This window comes from Agromyces ramosus (assembly GCF_030817175.1).
GTDB lineage: Bacteria > Actinomycetota > Actinomycetes > Actinomycetales > Microbacteriaceae > Agromyces > Agromyces ramosus_A.
Genome location: NZ_JAUSYY010000001.1, coordinates 3,227,089 through 3,248,334, shown reverse-complemented (window position 1 = coordinate 3,248,334; position 21,246 = coordinate 3,227,089). Strand labels below are relative to the sequence as shown.

The 21,246-nt window shown below is 70.8% G+C and carries 20 protein-coding genes; 9 read left to right on the top strand and 11 right to left on the bottom strand.

All coding sequences use genetic code 11. The features are described 5' to 3' along the window. The first annotated feature begins 40 nt into the window (after positions 1-40). Positions 41-517 carry a thioredoxin-dependent thiol peroxidase gene (bcp, locus tag QFZ26_RS15195; protein WP_307043565.1) on the top strand — a complete coding sequence of 159 codons (477 nt, stop codon included), beginning with the start codon at positions 41-43 and terminating at the stop codon, positions 515-517. A 55-nt stretch (positions 518-572) separates the two neighbouring features. On the opposite strand, the gene QFZ26_RS15190 is transcribed toward bcp, so the two are convergent. After that, the gene (locus QFZ26_RS15190; protein WP_307043564.1) at positions 573-1,046 is read right to left on the bottom strand and encodes a hypothetical protein; all 474 of its coding nucleotides are present in this window, start codon (positions 1,044-1,046) and stop codon (positions 573-575) included. 202 nt (positions 1,047-1,248) lie between these two features. Here QFZ26_RS15190 and QFZ26_RS15185 point away from each other — a divergent pair, with 202 nt between their 5' ends. Beyond that, positions 1,249-1,497, top strand: a complete 249-nt coding sequence (locus QFZ26_RS15185) for a WhiB family transcriptional regulator (RefSeq protein WP_022881603.1) — start codon at positions 1,249-1,251, stop codon at positions 1,495-1,497. Positions 1,498-1,543: 46 nt separating this feature from the next. Here the strand turns inward: QFZ26_RS15185 and QFZ26_RS15180 are convergent, their stop codons facing one another. From QFZ26_RS15180 to QFZ26_RS15170, 3 genes are read right to left on the bottom strand one after another with little or no spacing between them, the layout of a single operon-like run. Beyond that, complete coding sequence (locus tag QFZ26_RS15180) at positions 1,544-3,037, bottom strand: sensor histidine kinase (protein ID WP_307043561.1); 1,494 nt, start codon at positions 3,035-3,037, stop codon at positions 1,544-1,546. Positions 3,038-3,064: 27 nt separating this feature from the next. Continuing rightward, positions 3,065-4,312 (bottom strand): AAA family ATPase, encoded by a 1,248-nt coding sequence (locus tag QFZ26_RS15175; protein WP_307043557.1) that lies wholly within the window; start codon positions 4,310-4,312, stop codon positions 3,065-3,067. Position 4,313: 1 nt separating this feature from the next. After that, positions 4,314-4,943 (bottom strand): SAF domain-containing protein, encoded by a 630-nt coding sequence (locus QFZ26_RS15170; RefSeq protein WP_307043556.1) that lies wholly within the window; start codon positions 4,941-4,943, stop codon positions 4,314-4,316. Positions 4,944-5,064: 121 nt separating this feature from the next. On the opposite strand from QFZ26_RS15170, the gene QFZ26_RS15165 reads away from it, so the two are divergent. After that, positions 5,065-5,358, top strand: coding sequence for a helix-turn-helix domain-containing protein (locus QFZ26_RS15165; protein ID WP_307043553.1), 294 nt, complete (start codon positions 5,065-5,067; stop codon positions 5,356-5,358). Positions 5,359-5,392: 34 nt separating this feature from the next. Here the strand turns inward: QFZ26_RS15165 and QFZ26_RS15160 are convergent, their stop codons facing one another. Further along, positions 5,393-5,989 (bottom strand): hypothetical protein, encoded by a 597-nt coding sequence (locus tag QFZ26_RS15160; RefSeq protein ID WP_307043552.1) that lies wholly within the window; start codon positions 5,987-5,989, stop codon positions 5,393-5,395. Between the two features lie 172 nt (positions 5,990-6,161). Here QFZ26_RS15160 and QFZ26_RS15155 point away from each other — a divergent pair, with 172 nt between their 5' ends. Next, the gene (locus QFZ26_RS15155; RefSeq protein WP_307043550.1) at positions 6,162-6,617 is read left to right on the top strand and encodes an Rv3235 family protein; all 456 of its coding nucleotides are present in this window, start codon (positions 6,162-6,164) and stop codon (positions 6,615-6,617) included. 102 nt (positions 6,618-6,719) lie between these two features. Here the strand turns inward: QFZ26_RS15155 and secA are convergent, their stop codons facing one another. The 6 genes from secA to mtrA all read right to left on the bottom strand — a co-directional run bounded on the left by secA (position 6,720) and on the right by mtrA (position 15,359). After that, a complete protein-coding gene (secA, locus tag QFZ26_RS15150) occupies positions 6,720-9,506 on the bottom strand; it encodes a preprotein translocase subunit SecA (RefSeq protein ID WP_307043548.1) in 2,787 nt (928 codons plus the stop codon). 161 nt (positions 9,507-9,667) lie between these two features. Continuing rightward, on the bottom strand, positions 9,668-10,381 hold the full coding sequence (gene hpf / locus QFZ26_RS15145) for a ribosome hibernation-promoting factor, HPF/YfiA family (RefSeq protein ID WP_307043546.1): 714 nt from the start codon (positions 10,379-10,381) through the stop codon (positions 9,668-9,670). A gap of 23 nt (positions 10,382-10,404) precedes the next feature. Then, on the bottom strand, positions 10,405-11,220 hold the full coding sequence (locus tag QFZ26_RS15140) for a ComF family protein (RefSeq protein WP_307043544.1): 816 nt from the start codon (positions 11,218-11,220) through the stop codon (positions 10,405-10,407). A 95-nt stretch (positions 11,221-11,315) separates the two neighbouring features. After that, positions 11,316-12,998, bottom strand: a complete 1,683-nt coding sequence (locus QFZ26_RS15135; RefSeq protein ID WP_307043542.1) for an LpqB family beta-propeller domain-containing protein — start codon at positions 12,996-12,998, stop codon at positions 11,316-11,318. Next, on the bottom strand, positions 12,991-14,670 hold the full coding sequence (mtrB, locus tag QFZ26_RS15130) for an MtrAB system histidine kinase MtrB (RefSeq protein ID WP_307043540.1): 1,680 nt from the start codon (positions 14,668-14,670) through the stop codon (positions 12,991-12,993). Before mtrB ends, QFZ26_RS15135 begins: the two co-directional genes overlap by 8 nt. Positions 14,671-14,678: 8 nt before the next feature. Beyond that, a complete protein-coding gene (gene mtrA / locus QFZ26_RS15125; protein WP_307043538.1) occupies positions 14,679-15,359 on the bottom strand; it encodes an MtrAB system response regulator MtrA in 681 nt (226 codons plus the stop codon). 170 nt (positions 15,360-15,529) lie between these two features. Here mtrA and QFZ26_RS15120 point away from each other — a divergent pair, with 170 nt between their 5' ends. From QFZ26_RS15120 to QFZ26_RS15100, 5 genes are read left to right on the top strand one after another with little or no spacing between them, the layout of a single operon-like run. Further along, positions 15,530-16,747, top strand: coding sequence for a hypothetical protein (locus QFZ26_RS15120; protein ID WP_307043537.1), 1,218 nt, complete (start codon positions 15,530-15,532; stop codon positions 16,745-16,747). Beyond that, entirely contained in the window at positions 16,744-17,427 is a 684-nt protein-coding gene (locus tag QFZ26_RS15115; protein ID WP_307043535.1) for a DUF4129 domain-containing protein, read from the top strand. The genes QFZ26_RS15120 and QFZ26_RS15115 overlap by 4 nt, the downstream gene beginning before the upstream one ends. Further along, the gene (locus QFZ26_RS15110) at positions 17,424-18,761 is read left to right on the top strand and encodes a DUF4350 domain-containing protein (protein ID WP_307043533.1); all 1,338 of its coding nucleotides are present in this window, start codon (positions 17,424-17,426) and stop codon (positions 18,759-18,761) included. Before QFZ26_RS15115 ends, QFZ26_RS15110 begins: the two co-directional genes overlap by 4 nt. Continuing rightward, positions 18,758-19,747 carry an AAA family ATPase gene (locus QFZ26_RS15105; RefSeq protein ID WP_307043531.1) on the top strand — a complete coding sequence of 330 codons (990 nt, stop codon included), beginning with the start codon at positions 18,758-18,760 and terminating at the stop codon, positions 19,745-19,747. Before QFZ26_RS15110 ends, QFZ26_RS15105 begins: the two co-directional genes overlap by 4 nt. A 1-nt stretch (position 19,748) precedes the next feature. Continuing rightward, on the top strand, positions 19,749-21,086 hold the full coding sequence (locus QFZ26_RS15100) for a DUF58 domain-containing protein (protein ID WP_307043529.1): 1,338 nt from the start codon (positions 19,749-19,751) through the stop codon (positions 21,084-21,086). Positions 21,087-21,246 lie beyond the last annotated feature (160 nt).

Below are 21,246 nucleotides of genomic sequence, written 5' to 3'. Positions count from 1 at the left end.
CGCGGAGCGAGCTGCCAGCCTCGCTGCCTAGCATGGGAGCATGACCGACGCACGATTGGCCCCCGGGGACCTCGCCCCCGACTTCACCCTCGACGACCAGGACGGCACTCCGGTGACCCTCTCCTCGCTGCGCGGCACGAAGGTCGTGCTCTACTTCTATCCCGAGGCGATGACGCCGGGATGCACGACCGAGGCGTGCGACTTCCGCGACAACCTGAACTCGTTCCGAAGCGCCGGCATCCGGGTGCTCGGCGTCTCGAAAGACGACGTGGGGAAGCTCAAGCGCTTCGCCGAGCGCGACCGGCTGAACTTCACCCTCCTCGCCGACCCCGACCTCGACGTGCAGCACGCCTACGGCGTTTGGGGCGAGAAGTCGCTCTACGGGCGCATCATCGTCGGCTCGATCCGGTCCACCTTCGTCATCGGCGAAGACGGCCGCATCGAGCGGGCGTTCTACAACGTCAAGGCGACCGGCCACGTCGCGCGCGTACGCCGCGATCTCGGCCTCGACGCCTGAGTCCGGCAGGCGCTCGCGCCGTGCTGATCCACGGCGCCAGCGCCGTCGGGCGGCCTCAGGTGCGTTCGGGCTGCGCGCGATCCTCGGGGCGCGCGTAGGCGATGCGCACGGGCGTCCAGAGGAGCAGGCCGATGACCGTGATCGCCGGCACGAGGAGCGCCCATCCAAGGTCGGGGCGGGCGAAGAGGCCCTGGAACGCACCGACCGCCACCGACAACTGCAGCACCTGCCAGACGATCGCGGCGGCACGGGACCACGGCGCCCGGGCGAACGACGCAACCGCCGTCGCGCCGATCCAGATCGCCCCGATCATCACGATCACGATGAGTGCGATCGCGGTGGCATACGACGACGGCTGCAGCGAGAACAGGTCGACGATCAGCCAGATGGCGACTCCGGTGACCGCGAGCGCCTCGAGCACGAGCACGATGCTGACGGTGGCGAGGGCTGCTCGAACCCCTCCGTCGTGACGGCCGCCGGACGCGTCGCCCGCGACCGCGCCGGGGCCCTCGATGTCGCGGTGATTCACAGCGTTATCCCATGCACGGCTATTGATTCGATCTCTCCGCTATGCGACCATTTATGAGGCCGAGTTGATGCTCACAGGGACGTGAGCCGATCAGTCACTGATCCTACTTCCCGAGATTCGGCTTTCCCCCTGCAGCAGCCGGATTCGGCAAGCGCAATCGTGCGCGTCTGCGATCGAAGAACACCCCGCAAGGAGCATCTCCATGGATTGGCGCGACAAGGCCGCCTGCCTCACCGCAGACCCGGAACTCTTCTTCCCGGTCGGCAACACCGGCCCCGCCGTCGACCAGATCGAGAAGGCGAAGGCCGTCTGCGGTCGTTGCACGGTCACGGAGATCTGCCTCCAGTACGCCCTCGAGACCGGTCAGGACTCCGGCGTGTGGGGTGGCCTCAGCGAAGACGAGCGCCGCGCCCTCAAGCGCCGCGCAGCCCGCGCACGTCGCGCCTCATAGAGCCGACTCTCACGACGCACCGGATGCCTCGCGGCATCGGCTCCGCCTAAGCCGGCGTGATCCACCGCAGCGGCACGTCGATCGTCACTTCGGTGCCGCGCCCGACCACGGTGTGCCAGTCGATGGTTCCGCCGAGTTCGCCCTGGATGAGGGTGCGGACGATCTGCGTGCCGAGACCCTCGCCGACCTTGCCCTCGGGCAAACCCGAGCCCGTGTCGCGTACCTGCACCGTGAGCGCGGTCGCGCTGCGGTCGGCGGTGATCTCGACATCGCCCTCCTGACCGGCGAGGCCGTGCTCGACGGCGTTGGTCACGAGTTCGGTGAGGGCGAGGGCGAGCGGCGTCGCATACTCGCTCGGGAGCACGCCGAATGAGCCTGAACGCTTCGGGTGCGCGGTGGTGTTGTGCGCCGACGCCACTTCGGCCACGAGCAGCAGCGCCCGATCGAAGACCGCGTCGAAGTCGACGTTCTGCGTGAGTCCTTCGGAGAGCGTGTCGTGCACGACCGCGATCGCACCGACCCGCCGCATCGCCTGCGTGAGGGCGTCGCGTGCCTCGTCGGAGTGCGTGCGCCGCGCCTGGATGCGGAGCAGTGACGCGACCGTCTGCAGGTTGTTCTTCACCCGGTGGTGGATCTCGCGGATGGTTGCGTCTTTGGTGATGAGCTCCTGCTCCTGGTGACGCAGCTCGGTGACGTCGCGGCTCAGCACGATCGCGCCGATGCGCTCGCCCCGATGCCGGATCGGGATCGCGCGGAGCGAGACCGTGACGCCGCGCGACTCGACGTCGGTGCGCCACGGGGCTCGACCGGTGACGACGAGGGGCAGCGACTCGTCGACGACGAGCTTGCCGCTCAGGAGGCGCGTGGTGACCTCGGCGAGCGATTCACCCTCGAGCTCATCGTCGAAGCCCATGCGGTTGAAGGCGGAGAGCGCGTTCGGGCTCGCGAACGTCGTTGTGCCGTCGACATCGAGGCGGATCAGCCCGTCGGATGCGCGGGGGGCGCCGCGGCGCGGGCCGGTCGGGGCGCCGAGATCGGGAAAGTCGCCGGAGGCGATCATCTGGAAGAGCTCGTCGGAGCACTCGTTGAACGTGAGCTCCTGCCGGCTGGGGGTGCGCTGTGCCCCGAGGTTCGTGTGCCTCGTGATGACGGCGACGGGCTCGGGAGCGAGTTGGGTGCCCGTCGAGCTGAGGCGTCGCATCACCGGCACGGCGCGAACGCGCGTGGGCATCTCCTCGTACCAATCGGGTGCCGAGGAGTCGACGATGCGGGCGCTCGAGAATGCCTGCGTGACGAGGTCGCGCCACTGCGGCTTGATCTGCTGGCCGACGAAGTCGCGGTAGAACAGCGTTGCCGCGCTCGATGGTCGCGCATGGGCCACGGCGACGAAGCCGTCGTCACCTGATGGCACCCACAGCACGATGTCGGCGAACGCGAGGTCGGCGAGCAGCTGCAGGTCGCCGACGAGCATGTGCAGCCAGTCGACATCGGCCTGACTGCTGCGGCCCTGGGCGAGGACGAGATCACTGAGGGTCGACACAGAACCAGCGTAGTGTGCGGCGGTGGCTCAGCTCGCGGCGGCCCGTCGAAGGGTCGGGAAGGCGAGGCTGCGGCGGGCGACCGCTTCGGGAACCGGAATCAGGGACTCGTGCACGTAGTCGCGAACGGCAGCGCGCAGGGGTGAGCGTGGCGCCGCGTCGCGCAGCGTTCGGGCGGTGAGGATCGCGGCATCGGCCGCCTTGCCGTCGTGCGGGAGCAGCGTCGCGTCGGCGAGGCCCGCGAAGCGCCGCAGCGTCTGGCGTACCTGGCCGTGTGCATCGATGCCGAGCGCGCTCGTACGCACACGGTTGACGACCACGTCGATGCGCTCGGGCTCGATCAGGTCGGCGAGCTCGCCGTGCCCTCGGAGCAGCCTCGAGAGCCCGACAGGGTCGGCGAGCCCGACCGCCACCACCCGGTCGGCTGCCGCGAGGCAGGCGAAGGTCGCGGCGTTGCGCCGCGGCGCGAACTGGTCGCTCGTGATCTCCTCGTCGTGCTCGAGGCTGAATCCGGTGTCGATGACGACGTACTCGACCCAGCCGCGGATCGCCGCAAGCGCGGCAGCGACGCGGTCTCGTGAGAGCTCCGGCCACCGGCTCGGCCCGACGAGGCCGCTGAACACGTCGAACGACGCCCTCGGCGCCGAATAGCGTTGCACCACGCGTTCGAGCTCGGCACGGTCGAGTGCGTCGGCGCCGGCGAGCCGGCATGCCGAGGCGAAGCCGGGCGCTTCGTCGAGGAGGCCGAGTGAGGGTGCCACCGCACCGCCGTACGGGTCGGCGTCGACCAGCGCGACGGTGTGGCCTGCCGCCGCGATCTCGGCCGCGACGTTGATCGCGAGCGTCGTGCGCCCCGGCGCACCGGCAGGGCCCCACACCGCGATGACCGCGTCAGTGCGCGCGGCGCGAGCCTCGAACTCGCCGACTCGCGACGGCAGGGGCACGCCCCCGCTCACGAGGGTCTCGATCTCTGCCCAGCCCGCGGAACGGTCGAGCACTTCATGAAGCCCGAGCTGGGTGGCATGCGCCCGTTCGCCGTCACCGCCGGCAAGCGCGATGAGCCGAATGCCCCGGTCGTCGCACGACGAGAGCAGCTCTGCACTCAGGGTGCCGCGCCCTGCGCCGACCACGACGACCTCCGGTGCGAGCACGTCGAGGCTCTCGATGAGGTCGCGCCAGCCGATGAGTCGTGCGACGACGGTGTGGCCGTGTTCGACGACGTCGGCGAGCAACCGATCCTCGGTCTCGGGATCGAGCGCGAGGGCGATCCTGGCCATCTCAGTTCCCGTCTGCGCGCGAGGGCACGAGGTCGATCGCGTCGCCTGCTGCGAGGGCCTGGAGCAGTGCTGCGACCTTCTCTCGCGGAACGAGGAGTTCGACCGAGAGGCTCTCGGATGCCACCATGCCGTCGCTCGCGACGATGCCGGCGACCTCCGCATCGGCAGCCAGCACCGCAGGCGGTTCGAAGCCGCCCCGCTCGACCTGCCGCGCGGTCCAGACGTCGACGCGCGAACCGGCCCCGAGTCCCGTGGGCAGTGCGCCACGGCTCGGGACCACGATGGTGGCGAGCCCCGTGCGATCGACCTCGTCGACCGCAGAGTCGGGCACGAGCTCACCGCCCTCGACCGTTCGTGTGACGACGAGACCACGGGCGGGGAGGTCGCCCGGCTGGAGGTAGCCGGCCGTGCTGGCGCCGAGCCGGACGGAGGCGATGGCGAGGTCTCCCGCCTCGATGGTCGTTCCGGGCGTCACGGTCTCGCGGGCGACGTACACCTCGGTGGCGTCGTCGAGCCCCGTGACGAGCGCCCAGCCGCCCAGCGTGGAGCCGGCGATGAGCGCCATGCCGATGAGCAGCCGGGGGTCGAGCCGCATCGCGCCGCGGTCGCCGCGTGCCGGTCGGCGTGCCATCACGGGTGTCCTCTCGTCAGGGCGCGATCGCGCCGGAACCCATCAAACCCGAACCCGGGAGAAGCCAGCGAAGTTATCCACACCCGGCGCGCGGGACCGGCGGCAGGTCGATAATCAAGAGATGACCTCTCCAGGCTCGGGCGAAGAGATCGGCCGATTCCTCACGCTCGCCGACGCGGCCGAGATCCTCGCTGTCGACGTGGCGACGGTCGACGGACTCATCCGCTCGGGCGAACTGCCGGCGATCCGAGTCGGGAGCTCGGGGCCGTGGCGAATCGAGCGCGTGCAACTCGAGGTCTGGATCGAGCTGCAATACGAAGACGCGCGGCGTCACTCGGCGTGGCAAGGGGGCGAGTTCTCCAACATCACCGAGCTCGCGAGCGCACGTCACGGGCGCATCCGTCCGGTCGACTGAGCACGCGGCCCGCGGCATCCGGTGCGCCCCGCCGTCAGCGGAACTCGACGAGCAGCACTCGCGGGAGCGGGATGATGCGGTAACCCTGCACCTCGCGCTCGCGGCGCGGTGAGCCGGGCTCGTGCAACGCCAGGTCGAGGTGATCACGGGCTACCCGGTCGATGGTCCCGTGCGCGACGCCGTCGAGCGTGGTGATGCGCACCGGCGCACGCCGGCGGCAGAGGTCGCGCAGCACGAACGGCAGCCCGATGCGCTCGGCGAGCCTGGCGGATGACTCGGGTACCGGCTCGAGGCTCGGATCGAGCTGCGAACGCAACGGGAGCACCGCGGCGATCGCCGCAATCGGCACGATGCTCTGCCTGCCGCTCCGGCCGGCATCGGCCAGCTCGGCGCTCATCCAGTCGCGACCGAATGCGAGCGGCCGGAGCGCGACGCCGCGCCCGCCGATCAGCTCGACGCGCACGGTGCTCGTCCCGCTCGCGTCGGCGCGCATCATCGCCGTGAGCCGGTCGCGCAGGGTCACGCGCCCAAGGCGCAGGCGCTCCTCCTCGACGGCGAGCGCACGCTCCTCATCGCGCTGCTCCTGGTCGAGCTGCGCTTCGAGGTCGCCGAAGAGGAGGTCCCACCGCATGCACCGACGCTACCCGTGCCGGGTGCATGTCCCCGGAGGTTTTCCACAGGCGGGGAAATCGCTTGACAGGCCGTCGGCCCGTGAATACGGTTCACTCAAGGATCCCCGGTGCCCCCCACTTGGGGGTCCTGCCGCCTCATCGTCGATCGGCGAGCCCTTCCCCACTGGAGCAATGATGACCGCACGCGAAGCCCTCGCCGTGAGCCCGGCCGTGGTCCGCACGCCCGCCGCGCGTTTCCTCGACGATGACGACGAGTACTTCGGGCGCCAGCCCGCCAAGCGCAACGAGCTTCCCGATCCCGAACCACTCCTGCGCAACCTCACGCATTGCGTGATCGAGGCCCTCGCCGGCGCTCGTGACCTCGAGCAGCTCGCTCGTTGGGTCAACGACGACGTCTATCGGGGTCTGTCGAAGCGGGTCGTCCTCGCCGCCCGCGCACGCCGAGTGAAAGGTCAGAGCCCGCAGCGGCCGATCTTCTCGCTCGGCCGGGTCACGATCAGCGAGCCGGCCGACGGGGTCGTCGAGGCTGTCGTGATGGTGCACCAGCGCGCGCGATCGCGCGCTGTCGCCATCCGCCTCGAGGGCTTCGACCAGCGCTGGCGCGCGAGCGCCATCGGGGTGCTCTGAGCCCGATCACCCCCGCGGTTCCCACCCGGCGCATGATTCACTCACTACACACCGGGTGACCGTTCGGGCGCCGCGATCCGAACCACGGCGCCCGAGCCGAGATCAGCGACCCTTGCGGTCTTGGGCCCGGCGCTCTGCGCGGTTCTGCGGCTCGACCTCGGCACCACCGGTGCGCTGGCCGAATGCGCCACGAGTGGGCTCCGCTTCGGGAGCCTGCGCCTCGGCGACCGCCCGGCGCGCACGCTGCGTCGCCGCCTGCTGCACCTGCCCACGCTGGTTGCGCACCTCGACGCCGCCGGCGTCACTCGGGGCCGAGTAGCTGAGCTTCTCGCCGGCCGGATCCTGGCGACCCAGCCCCTTCGCCTGGATGGTCGGGCCGACGCCGGCCTGCGGCGCCACCTCGACCTCGAGGTTGAAGAGGAAGCCGACCGTCTCCTCGCGGATCGAGCCCATCATCTGCTGGAACATCGCGAATCCCTCGCGCTGGTATTCGACCAGCGGATCGCGCTGTGCCATGGCTCGCAGGCCGATGCCGTCCTTGAGGTAATCCATCTCGTAGAGGTGGTCGCGCCAGCGGCGGTCGATCACCGAGAGCACGACTCGTCGTTCGAGTTCGCGCATCGCGGGGCTGCCGAGCTGCTCCTCGCGGCGACGGTAGGCGAGCTTCGCATCGGAGAGGATCTCGCGGCGGACGAAGTCGCGGTTGACGCGACCCTTCTCTCCCGCCTCGGCGACGACCTCGTCGATCGTGATGCCGATCGGATAGAGCGTCTTCAGCTCGGTCCACAGTGCGTCGAAGTCCCACTCGTCGGGATTGCCCTCGGCCGTGTGCACCTCGAGGACCTCGTCGATCACGTCTTCGAGGAACTGCTGCGTGCGCTCGTGGAGGTCGTCGCCCTCGAGGATGTGACGACGGTCGCTGTAGATCGCCTCGCGCTGGCGGTTCAGCACGTCGTCGTACTTGAGCACGTTCTTGCGGATCTCGGCGTTGCGCGCCTCGACCTGCGACTGCGCCGAGCGGATGGCGCGGCTGACGACCTTCGACTCGATCGCGACGTCGTCGGGGACGCCGCGGGACATCAGGCTCTCGGCCGCCCCGGCGTTGAACAGGCGCATGAGATCGTCGGTCAGCGAGAGGTAGAACCGGCTCTCGCCGGGGTCGCCCTGACGGCCCGATCGGCCGCGGAGCTGGTTGTCGATGCGGCGGGACTCGTGACGTTCGGTTCCGAGCACGTAGAGGCCGCCGGCCGCGAGCACCTTCTCGGCCTCGACGGCGACCTGGGCCTTCACGGCGTTGAAGACGTCGTCCCACGCCGCTTCGTACTCGTCGGGCGTGTCGATCGGCGAGAGGCCCTTCTCGTGCATCTGCTGCACGGCGATGAACTCCGCGTTGCCGCCCAGCATGACGTCGGTGCCGCGGCCGGCCATGTTGGTGGCGACCGTGACGGAGCCGTAGCGACCGGCTTGAGCGACGATCGCCGCCTCTCGGGCGTGGTTCTTGGCGTTCAGTACTTCGTGGCGCACGCCCTTCTTCGCGAGCAGCCGCGAGAGGTATTCGCTCTTCTCGACGCTCGTCGTGCCGACGAGCACGGGCTGGCCGCTCTTGTGACGCGCGACGATGTCTTCGACGACCTGCGCGAACTTGGCCTCCTCGTTCTTGTAGACGAGGTCGGGCTGGTCGATGCGCACCATCGGCTTGTTCGTGGGAATGGGCACGACGCCGAGCTTGTAGGTCGACATGAACTCGGCTGCTTCGGTCTCGGCGGTGCCGGTCATGCCCGAGAGCTTCGAGTAGAGGCGGAAGTAGTTCTGCAGTGTCACGGTGGCGAGGGTCTGGTTCTCGGCCTTGACCTGCACCCCTTCCTTCGCCTCGATCGCCTGGTGGATGCCCTCGTTGTAGCGGCGTCCGACGAGGATGCGGCCGGTGTGCTCGTCGACGATGAGCACCTCGCCGTTCATCACGACGTAGTCCTTGTCGCGCTTGAACAGGGCGTTGGCCTTGATCGAGTTGTTGAGGAAGGAGATGAGCGGCGTGTTCGCCGACTCGTAGAGGTTGTCGATGCCCAGGTAGTCTTCGACCTTCTCGATGCCGGGCTCGAGCACGCCGACGGTGCGCTTCTTCTCGTCGACCTCGAAGTCCTCGCCGGGGACGAGACGGTTGGCGAGACGGGCGAACTCGGTGAACCACCGGTTGGCCTCTCCTGACGCCGGGCCCGAGATGATGAGCGGCGTGCGCGCCTCGTCGATGAGGATCGAGTCGACCTCGTCGACGATTGCGAAGAAGTGACCGCGCTGCACCATGTCGCTGGCCTGCCACGCCATGTTGTCGCGCAAGTAGTCGAAGCCGAACTCGTTGTTCGTGCCGTAGGTGATGTCGGCGGCGTACTGGTCGCGGCGCACCGAGGGAGTCTGGCCGGCGACGATGCATCCGGTGGTCATGCCGAGCGCTCGGAAGACGCGGCCCATGAGCTCTGACTGGTAGCTCGCGAGGAAGTCGTTGACCGTGACGATGTGCACGCCGCGGCTCGTGAGGGCGTTGAGATACGCGGCCGTGGTGGCGACGAGGGTCTTGCCCTCGCCGGTCTTCATCTCGGCGATGTTGCCGAGGTGGAGGGCGGCGCCGCCCATGAGCTGCACATCGAAGTGGCGGAGGCCGAGCGTGCGCCGGCTCGCCTCGCGCACGGCGGCGAACGCCTCGGGCAGCAGGTCGTCGAGCGACTCGCCGTTGGAGTACCGCTCGCGCAGCTCGACGGTCTCGTGCTTCAGCTCCTCGTCGGAGAGCGCGTGGAACCCGTCCTCGAGCGCGTTGATCGCCGCTGCGTAGTTCTCCAGCCGCTTGAGGGTGCGGCCCTCGCCGACGCGGAGGACCTTTTCCAGAATCGAAGCCACGAATGTTCTCCTGTAGTCGTCGGGCGCCGGGTACTTCGGGTCGAACCCCGGGCACGCTCGATGTCGCCGTACGAACGGCCATCATAGCCATGCTAGCGGGGAACGAACCGGGCGCTCCGAGCCCGTCGAGGCAGTTGCCCCGACGGGCTCGGCGTCAGAACTCAGACGGCGGCGTGCTGCAGTGGTTCTCGCGATTCGGCGGGCGCCTCGTCGGCGCGGTCGTCAAGGCCGATGAGACCGTAGTCCCAGCCCTTGCGGCGGTAGACGACGCTCGGCCGGCCGCTCTCGGCATCGACGAAGAGGTAGAAGTCGTGTCCGACGAGCTCCATGTAATAGAGCGCATCGTCGACGGTCATCGGGGTGGACGCGAAGACCTTGCGGCGGATGACGACCGGGCAGTACACGTCGTCTTCGTCGTTCGCCGCGGCCTCGGCGTCGGCGTCGGTGACGACGGGGATGCTCCCCGTGCGAACCCGCTCGAGCACCTCGGAGGGCGCCGCCTGCACGCCGACCTCGGAGAACCCGAGCTCGGTCGCCTCACGAAGGGAGGTGGGCCGGCGCTTGCTGCCCCGATGGACCTTGCGGCGATCTTTCGCGCGGCGGATGCGTTCGAGCAATCGGCCGAGCGCGACGTCGAACGCCGCGTACTTGTCGGAGCCATCCGCCTCAGCACGGACGAGCGGGCCCTTGCCGACGAGCGTGAGTTCCACCCGATCGGGACCGGCATTTCCGTTCGTCTCATGGTGGCGACTGAGCTTCACGTCGAGAGACATGGCCCGGTCGGTCAGGTTCGTGACCTTCTCTGATTTCTCGGCCGCGTACGCGCGGAACCGATCAGTGATTCCCAGGTTTCGTCCGACGATGTTCAGTTCCATGACGACCTCCATCTACCGGCGTGTCACCCGGGTCTGAAGGGTGGATCGACCACGCCTGTCCTGCCACCGTAGCCCCCTTGTCCGGCAAAGTCACGGAGTCTTTCCCGTGAACACGCTGAGGCCGGTGAATACCGCAGCGGTGTCTCGGCGAGCACGGCGATGGCGGCCGTGTCGGCCCCTGCGGCGGTGAGCGCGCGGCTCGCCTCGGCGAGCGTGGAGCCCGTCGTCAGCACGTCGTCGACGAGCAGGAAGCGCCGTCCGGCGAGGTCTCGTTCGGCGACGAGGCCGCCGGCGGCGTTGGCACGCCGCGCTTCCGCGCCGAGGCCGGCTTGGTCGGCGCGGTCGCGTGCGAGCCGGAGCACGCGGGACGAGCGGATGCCGCAGCGCCCGAGGAGAACGTCGACCGGCGAGTATCCACGCGCTCGGGACGCAGCGGCCGTCGACGGGATCGTGCAGACCTCGAGGGGCCCCGTGACGGATGCCTCGGCGATCGCCGCCGCGATGGCGCCGCGGAGCGCCCGGGCGAGGGGTGCCGCGGCATCCGTTCGCCCGCCGTCTTTGAAGCCGCCGATGACGGCGGCGACCGGACCGGCGTACTCGAGAGCGGCCCAGGCGGCGAGCGCCCGGCGCTGGACGCGACGTGGCTCCGGCACGAGCAGTGCGAGGCACTCGGCGCAGACACTGCGATCGGGTCTGCCACAGCCCGAGCAGGACACCGGCGAGAGCACGGCGAGCGCATCGCGCCAGGCGTCGACGGAGACCCGGCCGAGACGCTCGAGGTTGGGGACGAACGGGAACCGGAACGGGAACGGGAACGGGCGGCGGTCGGGGCGCGGCATACCGCCACCCTTGCAGCGGCGACGCGACGCTCGTCGACCGAGTTCGAAGCCGGAGCCGGCTCGCCGACCGGAACGGGTGTAGAGGACAGGTGAGGTCAGCGCGGCTGTTGCGCCGCGACCAGCCTGATGCCGCTCGCCCGGACCTGCCAGCCCACTCCGCTGCGCGCATAGAGCTCGTCGGCGGACGTCAGCACCCTGACGTCGCCGTTGCCGCCGTCGAGCGCCTCCCCGCCCTCGGGCCCCTGCGTGATGTCGGATCTACCGCCGAGGTCTTGGGTGATCACGCGAGTGCCGCCACCCGGCAGCGCCGTGAGCGAGGCGACGGTGCTCGAGTCGAGCCACGCGACGTCGAGCGGGGTGCCGGCGATGTCGGCGAGCCGGAGGGTGACGGTGCCGAGCGCGACCGGAACACCGTCGGCGTCGCGCTCGACCGCTACGGCCATGAAGTGCGTGCGCGCTCCATCACCGAGGATCGCGGCGATGCGCGTGCCGTCGCGCGACACCTCGAGCGCCGCGATCGAGGTGCCCGACCACGGGGCGCCCATCGGCTTCGCCTCGCCCTCAGACGGGTACCAGACGAGCTCGCCGGGCGAATCGGCCGGCACCGACCACACCCCACCGTGGACATCGATGGCGGGCACGACGAGGTTCGAGCGCGGATCGAGCGCCTTCGGCTCCTCGTCGACCCGCACGAGCGAGACGCCCCCGGCGGAGCGGACCGCCGCGGACTCGCCGGCCGGGCCGAGCGCGACCCCGGTCGGCGCAAGCTCCGCGATCTGCGGCGACAGGCCGGGAATCGGTTCGATGCCCTCTCCCGAGGTCGCGAGGTGCCCGAATGCCTCACCGTCGAAGACCACCGGCCGCCGATCGACCGGGGGATTCAGCACGGGCGGGCTCGCGAGGTCGGGCACGTCCTGTCGGGCACCCCCGAGGGAGAGTGCGACGTTCTCGATGCTGCGCACCGATCCGAGGCTCGCTTCCAGCTGGAGGTGCATGCGCTGCACGGAGACGAGGTCGTCGAATGCCGCTCCCGCCAGGTTCACACTCGCTTCACGACCGGCGACCGGCACGGAGGCGGGGTCGAGCTGGACGCCTTCGGGGAATGCCGAGACGACCCCCGGCTCGAGCCAGTCGACCGGGCCGGCGATGAGGGCGTTCACGATGCTCGTCTGCACCGAGTCGCGCCCGGCGAACCACCGCAGGTCGGGCACGAGGTACTCGTACTCGGGGTCGAAGAAGTACAGGGAGTGCTGTCGGAACACCTGGCTGAACGTCGTCTCGTCGATGAGGAGCCCCGGCGGCGCCAATGAGATGCGCCACTCCCCCTCGACCTGCTCGAAGCCGTACGTCAGCGCGATCGGTGCGCTCGAGTCCTGGACGTCGTACTGTCCGGCCGCGGTGAGCGATGCGACCGGGGTCGCCTCCACCTGCCAAGTCGTGTCATCGACGGGTTCGAGGTCGCGATCACTCGGCGAATCGATCGTCGCGGCGGGCAGCCCGGCCGCCCACTCGTCGGCGAAGGCCGGCGTGAGGTACCGCTGCGCGATCTGGTAGTTGTCGCGCGAGCTCGCCGCCGCGTCGAGGAATCCCTGCAGGATCTGCTCCTGTGTGTAGCCCTTCTCCGGGCCGGCGACGATGGCATCGAGCTCGGGAGGTTCCTCGAGCCCCGGCTGCTTGCCCGCATTCACCGAACCGGAGCTCGGGATCGCGGCGCACCCGGCGAGCAGTGCGGCGAGCGTGACGAGCACCGCGACGGCTGCGAGCACGGGCTTACGCATCGCGCACTCCCTCGGTCGCGGCATCCGCAAGGTCGACGGCCTCGACGACACCTGTGGGCGGGGGCCCGGTGGCCTCGATGTCGTCGGGCTCGAGCGGGAGCGGCGGCACGACGGCGGCGGCACCCGACGTGCGTGGGATCGTCAGCCGGAACACGGTGCCGGCGCCCGGCTTCGACCAGACGTCGAGCGTGCCGCCATGGGCGACGGCGTCTTCGAGCGAGATCGCGAGCCCGAGGCCGGTACCGCCGATCGTTCGCATGCGACTGGGGTCGCCGCGCCAGAACCGGTCGAACGCCCGCGCGGTCTGCTCCTCGGTCATGCCGAGCCCGTAATCGCGCACCGAGAGCGAGATCGCCGATTCGTTGCTGTCGACGGCGACGACGATCGGCCGGCCCTCGCCGTGCTCGATGGCGTTGCCGAGGAGGTTGCGCACGATGCGGCGGATGCGCCGCGGGTCGACGTCGGCGTCGAGGTGGCCGCCGGGCGCGACGAGGCGCAGCTCGCTGCCGCGCTCACGGGCGAGCTCGTGCATCGACTCGATGGCGTCGCCCGCGAGGTGCACGAGGTTCGTCGGCTCCTTGGTGAGCTCGATCGAGCCGGCGTCGTACCGGCTGATCTCGAGGAGGTCGGCGAGCAGCGTCTCGAACCGGTCGGTCTGGGTGTGCAGGAGCTCGACCGTGCGAGAGGTCGGGCCGGAGAAGTCGTCGCGCTGCCCGTAGAGCACGTCGCCCGCGAGCCGGATGGTCGTGAGCGGGGTGCGCAATTCGTGCGAGACGTCGGAGACGAAGCGCTGCTGCATCACCGAGAGCTCGGCGAGCTCGCGGATTCGCGCCTGCAGGCTGTCGGCCATGCCGTTGAACGAGGCGGCGAGCGTGGCCAGCTCGTCTTCGCCCTTCGATGGCATGCGCACCCCGAGGTCGCCCGACGCGAGCCGGCGGCTCGTGGCCGCGACCGTTCGGATCGGCTCGATCACCCAGCGCACCACGAGGAGGGTGATCGCACTGAGGAGCACGAGGAGGGCGGCGGCCCCGACGAGGCCGATGAGCTGCATGAACGCGAGCGTCTCCTGGGCGTCGGCGAAGTTGTAGCCGATGTAGAGCTCGTAGCGGCCGGCGGCAGGCACCTCGAGGCTGCTGCCGACGACGACCCCTGGGTCGGTTCCGCCGTCGCGGTTCGCGAGCGAGACCGATTGCCAGAACTGCTCGCCCTCGTTCTGCTGCACGCGCTCGCGCAGCTCGGGCGTGATCACGCCGTCGCCGAGCGACGGCGCGATCTGGCCGGGCGGGGCGATCGTGACCGCCTGCTCGCCGGGTGCGCGGAAGTAGGCGATCGCATTGCTGCCCGAGACGCTCTGCACGGTGGCCACGGTCGAGGCCATGAGGCTCTGCAGTGCGGCGCGATCGGCGGCGTTGGAGGCACTCAGGATGCTCTGCGCCGCGCCGGTCGCGTCGTTCGACCGATCGAGCACGTCGTCGAGCTGCGACTGGAACAGGTTCGAGGCGATGCTGAACGAGATGTAGAGCCCGATGACGAAGATCGCGAGCGACGAGAGCGCGAGCGTGATGATGACGGTGCGGAACTGCAGCGAACGGCGCCAGAGCGCAGCCAGCCGTCGCGGCAGCTCGCGCCACGAACCGGCCATGAAGCGCGCCGGGGCCTCTGCCGCTGACATCCGTCGTCCTAGGTGGTGGCGCCGGCCCGATAGCCGACGCCGCGCACGGTCATGACGATGCGCGGGTTGTCGGGGTCGTGCTCGACCTTCGCGCGCAGCCGCTGCACGTGCACGTTCACGAGCCTGGTGTCGGCCTTGTAGTGGTAGCCCCATACCTGCTCGAGCAGCATCTCGCGTGTGAACACCTGCTGCGGCTTCGAGGCGAGCGTCAGCAGTAGGTCGAACTCGAGCGGGGTGAGGTTGATGCGCGTCTCGCCGCGCCGCACCTCGTGCCCGGCGGCGTCGATCGTGAGGTCGCCGATGCCGAGGGTGTCGACGACGGGGTCGGGCGCAGGCCGGAGCCGCGTGCGGATGCGGGCGACGAGCTCTTTCGGGTTGAACGGCTTGACCATGTAGTCGTCGGCGCCCGACTCGAGCCCCTTCACCACATCGGTGGTGTCGGTTCTCGCGGTGAGCATGATGATCGGCGTGCCGGACTCGGCGCGGATGCGACCGCACACCTCGATGCCGTCGACGCCGGGCAGCATCAGGTCGAGGAGCACGAGGTCGGGCTTCGCGTCACGGAACGCGGCGAGCGCTCCGGTGCCGTCGGCGCAGAAGACGGGGTCGAACCCCTCGGTGCGCAGCACGATGCCGATCATCTCGGCGAGGGCCGTGTCGTCGTCGACGACGAGTACGCGTGGAGTCATCCGTTCGATTCCGTCGGTTCTTCGGGGCCGACACCCCGTCGGCCTACTGCAGTGGGTCAAGCGTAGCCGTTCGAGCCCGAGAGTCGGCCGGACAAAGCCCGTGTGCGGCCCGCGTCCGACCGGGGAAATGTGCGAGCATTGGGAAACCCCGCCGGAAGGAGCCCACACAGGTGTCAGATCACGACTGGCAGGCGCCCGGCGGCGCACCCGCGGGTGGTTCGGTTCCGGATGCCACGGGCACGCCGTATGGCGCCGCACCGACGCCTCCGCAGGCACCCGGTGCCGCGGCATCCGCCGGCCCGTATGCCGGCATGGTGCCGCCGCCCATGCCTCCGGGAGCATGGACGCCGCCGCCGAAGCCAGGGCTGCTGCCGCTGCGCCCGCTCGGATTCGGCACGCTGCTCTGGGCGCCGTTCCGCGTGCTGCGCCGCAACCCGGCCGCGACCTTCGGCAGTGGACTCGTCGTGCAGCTCGTCTCGGTCCTCGCGACGCTCGCCGTCTTCGTGCCGTTCGCGCTCTTCGTGTTCTCGAGGGTCGAGAACGTGTCGAGCGCCGACGCCGACGCGATCCTCTCGGGCGCGGTGGGCGGATTCCTCCTCCTCATGCTCGTTCCGGTGGCGATCTCGCTCGTGGCGAGCGCCTTCCTCCAGGGCGTCATGGTGGTCGAGGTCGCGAGCGGCACCCTCGGCGAACGACTCGGCTTCGGTGCCCTGTGGCGACGAGCCGCCAAGCGCATCTGGCCCCTGCTCGGCTGGACGGCGATCTTCACCGGTGCGATCCTCCTCGTGATCGCCGCGTTCGTGGCGCTCATCGTGGTGGCGGCCGTCACCTCGACGACCGCCCTCGTCGTCGCGATCGTCGTCGCGCTCTTCGCGGGTCTCGGGTTCGCGGCGCTCGGGGTGTGGATCGGCACGAAGGTCTCGCTCGTGCCGAGCGTGATCGTGCTCGAGCGCGCAGGCATCGGTGCCGCCGTGCGCCGCTCGTGGCAGTTGACCAACGGCTACTTCTGGCGCACCTTCGGCACGCTCCTGCTCGTCGCGGTGATCCTGAACATCGCCGCCCAGGTCGTGGTGCAGCCGGTCTCGCTCATCGGCACGATCGTCGCGGCGATCGTCGACCCGACCGCCTCGGGCGCGTACCTCACCATCACGATCGTCACCACCGTCGTCACCGTCATCCTCTCGCTCCTCATCGGCGCCATCACCGCGGTCGTGCAGGCGGCGCTCGTCGCGGTCATCTACATCGACCTGCGCATGCGAAAAGAGGGACTCGATCTCGAACTCGTGCGCCATGTCGAGCTGCGCGACGCCGGCCAGCCCGTCGGCGACCCGTACGGGGTTCCCGAATCGCCCGGCGCCGTCGGCGCGGCCGGCCCCAGCGGGTCGTGACTCGGCTCCGTGGCACCCCGGTCGATCCCGACGCGCCCGAGGCGCGCCGGTGGCTCGAAGAGGAGCTGCAGAAGCCCGAGTACCAGGCCGCGCAGCCGACCCCGTTCGACTTGGCCATGCAGGCGATCCGCGACTGGTTCCTGAGTCTCTTCGAGGGCGCGACGGGAGTGCCGGGGCCGATCCTCAACCTCCTCCTCGTCCTCCTCGTCGCCGTCCTGCTGATCGTCGGGTTCCTCGTCTTCGGCGTCCCGCGACTGCGACGCCGGCAGCATGCTCCCGTCCCCCTGTTCGACGATCATGATCGCCGCGGTCTCGAGGTGCTGCGCCGCGCGGCCGAGGCCGCGGCGGCGGCGGGCGATTGGCCGCTCGCGATCGAGGAGCGGTTCCGTGCGGTCGTTCGCGGGGTCGTCGAACGCGACCTCGTGCAAGTGCACCCCGGCACGACGGCACGGGGATTCGCGGATGCCGCGAGCCGGCCGTTCCCCAGCCATGCGGCCGACCTGCGAACCGCCGCAGCCGGCTTCGACGGGGTGCGCTACCTCGGGCGCGCGGGCACCGCCGCCGAGTACGAGCAGGTCACGGCACTCGAGCCGGAGCTCACGGCCACACGGCCGGCCGGTGACGAGGAACTCGAGCGTGAGACCGCGGCGCCCGGCCCGCACGCGGGGATGGCCCGATGAGGGCGGCAGCCGAGGCATCCGTCACGGCCGATGTCGAGGGTTCCAGCGTCGACGACGGCGCTGCAGCGAGCAGCACGAGCGCGACCCCGACCGTGACCCCGACCTTCCGTGCATTCCTGCGCGGGCGACGGGCGTGGATCGTGATCGCCGCCGTGCTGGTGCTCGGTGCGCTCGTGGTGCTCGTGATCCAGGGCGGCGTCCGGCCGCCAGGGCCGGCGCTCGGCGCCGACAACCCCGGCCCGGTCGGGTCGAAGGCGCTCGTGGAGGTGCTGCGAGATCACGGCGTCACCGTGACCGACGCGCGCTCGTTCGAGGTCGCGATCGATCTAGCCGGACAGGGTGCGACCGTCGTGCTCTTCGACGAGCAGGGCCTGCTCGATGACGACCGGCTCACCGAGCTCGCCGGCGCGGCCGATCGCCTCGTCGTCATCGCTCCGGGCTTCGGCGCGCTCGAGGCGATCGCGCCGGGGGTGCGTCACGCCGGCGCCGCGAGCGGTCCCCTCGATGAGGTGGCGTGCGAGCTGGGGGCGGCCGAGCGGGCCGGGGAGCTCTCCGAAGGCCAGGACCTGCTCACGATCGACGACCCCGCGGCCGAGGCGGGCTGGCAGGGCTGCTTCGCCGACGGCGACTTCGGCTACGCCGTTGCGGCGGGCGAAGGCGAGTCGGGCGGCGAGCTCGTGCTCGTCGCCGCGACGACCGTCTTCGAGAACGGCCGCATCGCCGAGGCCGGGAACGCGGCCCTCGCGATCGGGCTCGCCGGGGCAGCCGACGACCTCGTCTGGTACCTGCCTGGCCCGGGCGACAGCGACGTCGCGACGGCGCCAACGATGGGCGAGCTCACTCCCGGCTGGGTGAGCCCCGTCATCGTGCTGCTCATCGTCGTGGTCGTCGTCGCCGGCATCTGGCGTGGGCGCCGGTTCGGCCCGCTCGTCGTCGAGCAGTTGCCCGTGCATGTTCCGGCCGGTGAGACGAGTGCGGGCCGGGCCCGGCTCTACGCACGCAGCGCCGCGCGCGTGCATGCGCTCGACCAGCTGCGGGTCGGCGCACTCGGCCGCATCGCGGCGATGCTCCGACTCCCCCGCTCCACCGCCGTCGACCAGGTGACGGATGCCGCGGCTCAGGCCACCGGGCGGGATCCGTCCGGTGTCAGGCGACTGCTCGTCGACGACGTCCCCTCGACCGACCGCGAACTCGTCGACCTCGCGGGCGAGCTCGCCCGACTCGAAGGCGAGGTGCGCCGAGTGCTCGGTGCACCGGCATCCGACCATCATCGCGACGACGACGATCCCGACCATCGCGACCACCGCGATGACCCCGCAGGAAGGCGACCATGACCGATCCCGCCGTGCCGATCAACGGCGCGCTCACCGATGAAGAGCTCCGCACCGCACTGAACCGCGTGCGCACCGAGGTCGGCAAGGCCGTCGTCGGTCAAGACGGCGCCGTGACCGGCCTCATCATCGCCCTGCTGACACGCGGCCACGTGCTGCTCGAGGGCGTGCCGGGCGTCGCCAAGACGCTGCTCGTCCGCACCCTCAGCCGCACGCTCGAGCTCGACACCCGGCGCCTGCAGTTCACGCCCGACCTCATGCCGGGCGACGTCACGGGCTCGCTCGCCTACGACCCGCGCTCGGGCGAGTTCGCCTTCCGTGAAGGCCCGGTGTTCACGAACATCCTCCTCGCCGACGAGATCAACCGCACGCCGCCGAAGACCCAGTCGGCGCTGCTCGAGGCCATGGAGGAACGGCAGGTCTCGGCCGACGGAGTAACCCGGCCGCTGCCTGATCCGTTCATGGTCGCCGCGACGCAGAACCCCATCGAGTACGAGGGCACGTACTCGCTGCCCGAGGCCCAGCTCGACCGGTTCCTGCTGAAGCTCGTGCTCGAGGTGCCCGAGCGGATCGACGAGGTGTCGCTGCTCCGCCGCCATGCCGACGGGTTCGACCCGCACGACCTCGCCGCAGCCGGCGTCGAGCCCGTGCTCGGGGCAGCCGAGCTCGCCGCGGCGCGTGCCGCGGCATCTGCGGTGCGTGTCGAGGAAGACGTCCTCGGCTACCTCGTCGACCTCGCCCGCGCCACTCGTCGGAGCCCCTCGATGCGGCTCGGCGTGAGCCCCCGTGGCACGACCGGACTGCTGGCCGCGTCGAAGGCCTGGGCGTGGCTCACCGGATACGAGTCGCTGACGCCCGACCACGTGCAGGCGATGCTGCTGCCCGTGTGGCGGCACCGGGTGCAGTTGCGTCCCGAGGCGGAGCTCGAGGGCGTCTCGGTCGACCAGGTGCTGCGCTCGATCGTGCAGCAGGTCCAGGTGCCGCTCTGACATGGCACTGACCGGTCGGTTCGCGCTCCTCGTCGCCCTCGGCGTCATCCCCGTCGTCGCGGCGGGGCTCGCGGGTGCGCCGGCGGCCTGGCTCGCGCTCGTGGGCTGGCTCGCGGTCGCGCTCGGCGCCGGCGTGCTCGACCTCTCGCTCGCCGCGTCGCCGCGCCGCGTCGCATTGACCCGCGAGCTGCCCGACCGGGTGCGGCTCGGCGAGATGGTCGAGGGCTCGCTCGCGGTGCGCAACCTCGGAACCCGGATGCTCCGCGCCACCGTGCGTGACGGCTGGGATCCGTCTGCGGGGCTCGCGGGAGCCAACCGGGCGCCCGTCGTCGCGCCGCCCGGCGAGCGCCGGCGCATCCCGCAATCGTTCTCGCCGTGGCGGCGCGGAGACCGGCGCACCGACCAGGTCACGGTCCGCTCCGCAGGGCCGCTCGGCCTCTGGTCGCGGCAGGCGACCCTCGCGGCGCCGGGGCGCATCCGCGTGCTGCCGCCGTTCCACTCCCGCGTGCACCTGCCCGCCCGGCTCACGCGCCTGCGCGAGCTCGACGGTCGCACGCCGCTGCTCATCCGGGGGCAGGGCACCGAGTTCGACTCCATTCGCGAGTACGTGCGAGGCGACGACGTGCGCTCCATCGACTGGCGCGCCACGGCACGGCGCAACGACCCCGAGGCGCCGGGAAGCATGCGACTCATGGTGCGCACCTGGCGCCCCGAGCGCGACCGCCGCATCGTGATCGTCGCCGATACCTCCCGCACGGCCGCGGCGCGCATCGCCGACGAACCGCGACTCGACACGAGCTACGAGGCGTCCCTGCTGCTCGCGGCCCTCGCCTCGCATGCCGGCGACCGCGTCGACTTCCTCGCCTACGACCGCCGCTTGCGGGGTCGCGTGCACGGGTCGAGCGGCCCGGAGCTGCTCGCGCGCATGGTCGACACGATGGCCGGCATCGACGCCGAGCTCATCGAGGCCGATTGGGCGGCGGTGCCGGCGCAGGTGCGCCGGGTCACGAGCCGGCACGCGCTCGTCGTGCTCCTGACAGCGGCGGATGCCCCGGGCTCGGCGCGCGGGCTCCTCTCGGTGCTGCCGCAGCTCACGACGCGGCACACGGTCATCGTGGCTTCCGTCGCCGATCCGGGCCTGATCGCGGCGAGCCGTGCACGTGGCGACCTCGACGAGACCTACGCGGCGGCCGCGGCCGAGCGTGCGCTCCTCGACGGCGCCCGGGTCGAGGCCGCCATCCGTCGCCTCGGCGGCCTGACGGTGCGCGCCGCGCCGCAGCAGCTGCCGCCGGCACTCGCCGACCTCTACCTCGAACTGAAGGCGTCGGGGCGGCTCTGACGGGGCGCCCGGCGCAGCCCGCGTGACGGCGCGCCGTCGTCGGTTTCTCGCAACATTCGCGCGCGCTTCACCGGTACGGCGCGGCGCGCTCGATATGGTCGCTGGAGGCGCCGCCGGGGGTGCGCCGACTTCGTTGTGCCCGCTCTGTGTCCTCCCCCTG

Coding starts and splice junctions, on each gene's coding strand:
- QFZ26_RS15165 (WP_307043553.1), top strand. CDS start 5,065: ATGACCTCTCCAGGCTCGGGCGAAGAGATCGGCCGATTCCTCACGCTC.
- QFZ26_RS15155 (WP_307043550.1), top strand. CDS start 6,162: ATGATGACCGCACGCGAAGCCCTCGCCGTGAGCCCGGCCGTGGTCCGC.
- QFZ26_RS15160 (WP_307043552.1), bottom strand. CDS start 5,989: ATGCGGTGGGACCTCCTCTTCGGCGACCTCGAAGCGCAGCTCGACCAG.
- mtrA (WP_307043538.1), bottom strand. CDS start 15,359: ATGACTCCACGCGTACTCGTCGTCGACGACGACACGGCCCTCGCCGAG.
- QFZ26_RS15105 (WP_307043531.1), top strand. CDS start 18,758: ATGACCGATCCCGCCGTGCCGATCAACGGCGCGCTCACCGATGAAGAG.
- hpf (WP_307043546.1), bottom strand. CDS start 10,381: ATGGAACTGAACATCGTCGGACGAAACCTGGGAATCACTGATCGGTTC.
- QFZ26_RS15170 (WP_307043556.1), bottom strand. CDS start 4,943: ATGGCACGCCGACCGGCACGCGGCGACCGCGGCGCGATGCGGCTCGAC.
- QFZ26_RS15140 (WP_307043544.1), bottom strand. CDS start 11,220: ATGCCGCGCCCCGACCGCCGCCCGTTCCCGTTCCCGTTCCGGTTCCCG.
- QFZ26_RS15100 (WP_307043529.1), top strand. CDS start 19,749: ATGGCACTGACCGGTCGGTTCGCGCTCCTCGTCGCCCTCGGCGTCATC.
- QFZ26_RS15185 (WP_022881603.1), top strand. CDS start 1,249: ATGGATTGGCGCGACAAGGCCGCCTGCCTCACCGCAGACCCGGAACTC.
- mtrB (WP_307043540.1), bottom strand. CDS start 14,670: ATGTCAGCGGCAGAGGCCCCGGCGCGCTTCATGGCCGGTTCGTGGCGC.
- QFZ26_RS15175 (WP_307043557.1), bottom strand. CDS start 4,312: ATGGCCAGGATCGCCCTCGCGCTCGATCCCGAGACCGAGGATCGGTTG.
- QFZ26_RS15135 (WP_307043542.1), bottom strand. CDS start 12,998: ATGCGTAAGCCCGTGCTCGCAGCCGTCGCGGTGCTCGTCACGCTCGCC.
- QFZ26_RS15110 (WP_307043533.1), top strand. CDS start 17,424: ATGAGGGCGGCAGCCGAGGCATCCGTCACGGCCGATGTCGAGGGTTCC.
- bcp (WP_307043565.1), top strand. CDS start 41: ATGACCGACGCACGATTGGCCCCCGGGGACCTCGCCCCCGACTTCACC.